Source organism: Kitasatospora sp. NPDC058965, from assembly GCF_042741245.1.
Classification (GTDB): Bacteria; Actinomycetota; Actinomycetes; order Streptomycetales; family Streptomycetaceae; genus Kitasatospora.
The window spans coordinates 1-3,212 of the sequence record NZ_JBHYKG010000522.1 but is presented as its reverse complement, the minus strand read 5'-3'; the positions used below and the strand labels follow the sequence as shown (position 1 = coordinate 3,212).

Below are 3,212 nucleotides of genomic sequence, written 5' to 3'. Positions count from 1 at the left end.
GCCGCGGCCGGCCCGGTGCCGCGCCGGGTGGCCGCCCTGCTCGCCCCGCACCGCGACCCGGCACCCGGCCCGCACGGCCGGCGCCGCCGGGCGGTGGCCGCGCTGGCCCTGGCCGCCTGCGTCACGGTCAGCACCGCGGCCACCCTGGAGGCCACCACGGACCTGCACCAGGCGGTGGAACGGGCCCAGGCGCGCGGCGCCGAGCACCGCTGAAAGGTTCACCGGGTTCCGCCTCCGACGACCGCACGGAGTGCACGGCTCACCGCACCGGCTCGTCGGCCGCTCGCGCGCCCCTGCCCGTGACATATGCCCCCGACCGGCGCTGAGCTGCGCCGGACCGGTTCCGCGGCCGTACGGAGCGCCGCCCGCCTGCGCCGTAACCGGAACGTCGCACCCCGAAAGCCGCCCCCGAACCGGCGTCAACCACCCCCGTTCGTGCGAGGATCGCCCAACCGGCCTACCACCGGCAGCCGTACGCTGTGGCCGACAGGACCGCCTGGACCGGCCCCGGCGGAGTGGGACGGGCAAGCGGGCGAGGGGAGCCACCATGCGGGAGACAGCGCACCCGGGTCGGACCGACGACGCGCCGCACCGCCCCCCGACCGCCGGGACCCACGAGCTGGTGGTCAACGGCGAGCTCTCCCGGCAGCTGCCGCGGCCCGAGATCGGCGACTCCTGGGAGCGGCTGCGCCGGCTGGGCCTGGACCCGGAGCACGGCTTCCAGCCGGACCACCTGAGCCCCGCCGAGGTCGAGCACCGCCGCCGGACCACCGGCCTGGACACCGTGCTCCCCACCCTGCGCAGCACCCTCTTCGACCCGGTCGCCGACCTGCCGCTGATCCTCGCGGTGGCCGACCACACCGGCACCGTGCTCTGGCACGAGGGCCCGCGCGAGCTGCGCCGCAGCGCCGACCTGATCGGCTTCATGACCGGCGGGCGCTGGGGCGAGGAGGCGGTGGGCACCAACGGCATCGGCACCGTGGCCCGCACCGGCCGGCCGATGCGGGTGCACTCCACCGAGCACTACATGCGCAACCAGCACGCCTGGACCTGCGTCGGCGCGCCGGTGCGGGACCCGCGCACCGGCCGGGTGGCCGGCGTGGTCGACCTCAGCGGGCCGGCCCGCGGCGTGCACTCCTCGCTGCTCACGCTGGCGGTCACCGCCGCCCGGCTGGCCGAGACCGAGCTGCGCGCCGTCCAGTTGGAGACCCTGCAGCGGCTGCGCACGGTGGCCGAACCGGTGCTGGCGCACACCTCGGGCCCCGCCCTGGTGGTGGACCGGGACGGCTGGACCGCCGCGACCACCGGCCTGACCCCGGTGCAACGGCTCCGGCTGCCCGCCGACGGCTGGGGCACCGCCTCGGTGCAGTGGCTGCCCTCGCTCGGCGAGTGCGCGGTCGAGCCGCTGGCCGACGGCTGGCTGGTCCGTCCGCTGAACGGCTCGCCCGGCGCGGTCTCCGAACAGACCGCCGGCGCCCGGCTGGTGCTGGACCTGAGCCGGGCCGACCGTCCGGAGGTCTCGGTGCGCGGCGGCGCCGGCGACTGGTCGCACCGGCTCAGCCCGCGGCACGCGGAGCTGCTCCTGCTGCTGGCCACCCACCAGGCCGGTCGGAGCGCCGCCGAGCTGGCCGAGGCGCTGTTCGGCGACCCGGGCCGCACGGTCACGGTGCGGGCCGAACTCTCCCGGCTGCGCCGCTACCTGGGCGGACTGCTGGAGCACCGGCCGTACCGGTTCGCCGAGTCGGTGCGGGTGGAGGTGGTCCGCCCGGCCGACCCCTACCAGCTGCTGCCGTCCTCCTCCGCGCCCGGGATCCGGCGGCTGCGCGCGCTGATGGACACCGACGCGCTGCTGCTGCCCGGCTGCCGCACCACGGCGCCGGTGGCCGCCGCCAGCCGGGTGCCCAGCCCCAGGTCGGCCGCGCCGCGGTCCTGACGGCGGGTCAGTCGTCGGCGAGCAGCAGTTCGGCCAGCTGCGCGTCGGTCGGCCCGCAGTCCGGCTCGGCCCCCTCCGGGACCTCCAGGTAGGTGCGCTCCAGCCAGTCCCGCACCCGGGCCGCCGAGGCCTCCAGCAGCGCGCTGCCGTACGGCGACTCCAGTGCCAGGTGCAGGGTGGCGCCGTGGCACGGGCAGTGCGCCGGCCACAGCCGCACGTCGCCCTGCCCGGTCAGCCCGCGCAGGCCGTCACGGAGCAGTTCGCGGGAGAACACCCAGTCCACTTCGTCCGGCCGGCCCAGGTGGAAGGTGACCAGCACCTCGTACGGGCGCTGCGGCTCGTAGCGGAACCGGGTGGGCACGGTGCCGACGCGGTCCCGGCCGAGCGCGATGCGCAGGGTGAGGACCTCCTCGACCGGCACGGCGAGGCGCAGCGGGAGCGCCGACCGGGCCCGGCGACCGGACTGGTGCGGGGCTCCGTTGCTGGCGGACAGTGGATCGCGCGGCATGGCTCTTATCTCCGGGGCGAGACGTGACCGGCCCAGCGTGCTCCGCCGCCCCGGCCGCCCGCAAAGGTTGCAGGGGGTTGCAACGCCCGGCGGACGCACTGCGCGACGGCCGGTCCGGCCGCCCGTTCCGGGCTCCCGTTCGGTACGAACCGTCCGACGGTACGTCAGTTCGCTCCGCCGCGACGGCCGTCCGCCGAGACGATCTTCGCAGCACCGACCCGGGTGCGCGCAACCGGAGCGCACCGCGCCGGTCACGCAGCGCCGTCACGCTGGTACTCTCGTCACCTTGCAGGTACAGGTGGTCCGCACCGGGGCAGGAGTTCAGCGGGGCGTCGTGCGTTCCGCCGGACCCGGGGGTCCACCGGATCCAACGGCCCGTCCGGGCCGCCGGGTTCACCCGGGCGGACGGCGGGTCCGGCCATCGGTCCACACTGAGCGGGGCAGCGGCAGCCGGCCGGGGAGGTCGGCTGGGGAGGAGAGGAGTCCGGTGGAACACCGGGAGAGCACCCCTGCGACCGCGCGGTCCGCCGACGAGCGGCCGCAGTCGGCACCGCTGCCGCACGGTCGGCACAGCCGGCCCAAGCCGGTCGGCGGCCAGCTCCGGCTACCCGCGATCAAGGTCTCCGGCGCCGCCATGGCGATGTCCACCGTGGTCGGCATCAGCATCGCCACCACCTGGCTGATCAGCGCCCAGCAGCGCTCCGGCTACGGGGTCCGGATGTCCACCGTGGGCGCCACCCCGACCGAGCCCGGTACCCCCGCGCCCAGCAC

3 protein-coding genes and 1 pseudogene are annotated in these 3,212 nt (G+C 76.8%); 3 read left to right on the top strand and 1 reads right to left on the bottom strand.

Annotation, left to right across the window (positions count from 1 at the left end; genetic code table 11):
* Both ACFW1A_RS39620 and ACFW1A_RS39615 read left to right on the top strand, forming a co-directional pair.
* Positions 1 to 213 (top strand): annotated as a pseudogene (locus ACFW1A_RS39620) (M56 family peptidase); the annotation flags it as partial.
* Between the two features lie 334 nt (positions 214 to 547).
* Positions 548 to 1,933: a GAF domain-containing protein gene (locus ACFW1A_RS39615; protein ID WP_380418415.1), complete on the top strand. Its 1,386-nt coding sequence runs from the start codon at positions 548 to 550 to the stop codon at positions 1,931 to 1,933.
* Positions 1,934 to 1,940: 7 nt separating this feature from the next.
* Here the strand turns inward: ACFW1A_RS39615 and ACFW1A_RS39610 are convergent, their stop codons facing one another.
* The gene (locus tag ACFW1A_RS39610; RefSeq protein ID WP_380418413.1) at positions 1,941 to 2,441 is read right to left on the bottom strand and encodes an SsgA family sporulation/cell division regulator; all 501 of its coding nucleotides are present in this window, start codon (positions 2,439 to 2,441) and stop codon (positions 1,941 to 1,943) included.
* Between the two features lie 487 nt (positions 2,442 to 2,928).
* Between ACFW1A_RS39610 and ACFW1A_RS39605 the strand changes: the two genes are divergently transcribed.
* Positions 2,929 to 3,212: hypothetical protein (locus ACFW1A_RS39605; protein ID WP_380418410.1), on the top strand; the 284-nt coding region annotated here is incomplete at its 3' end.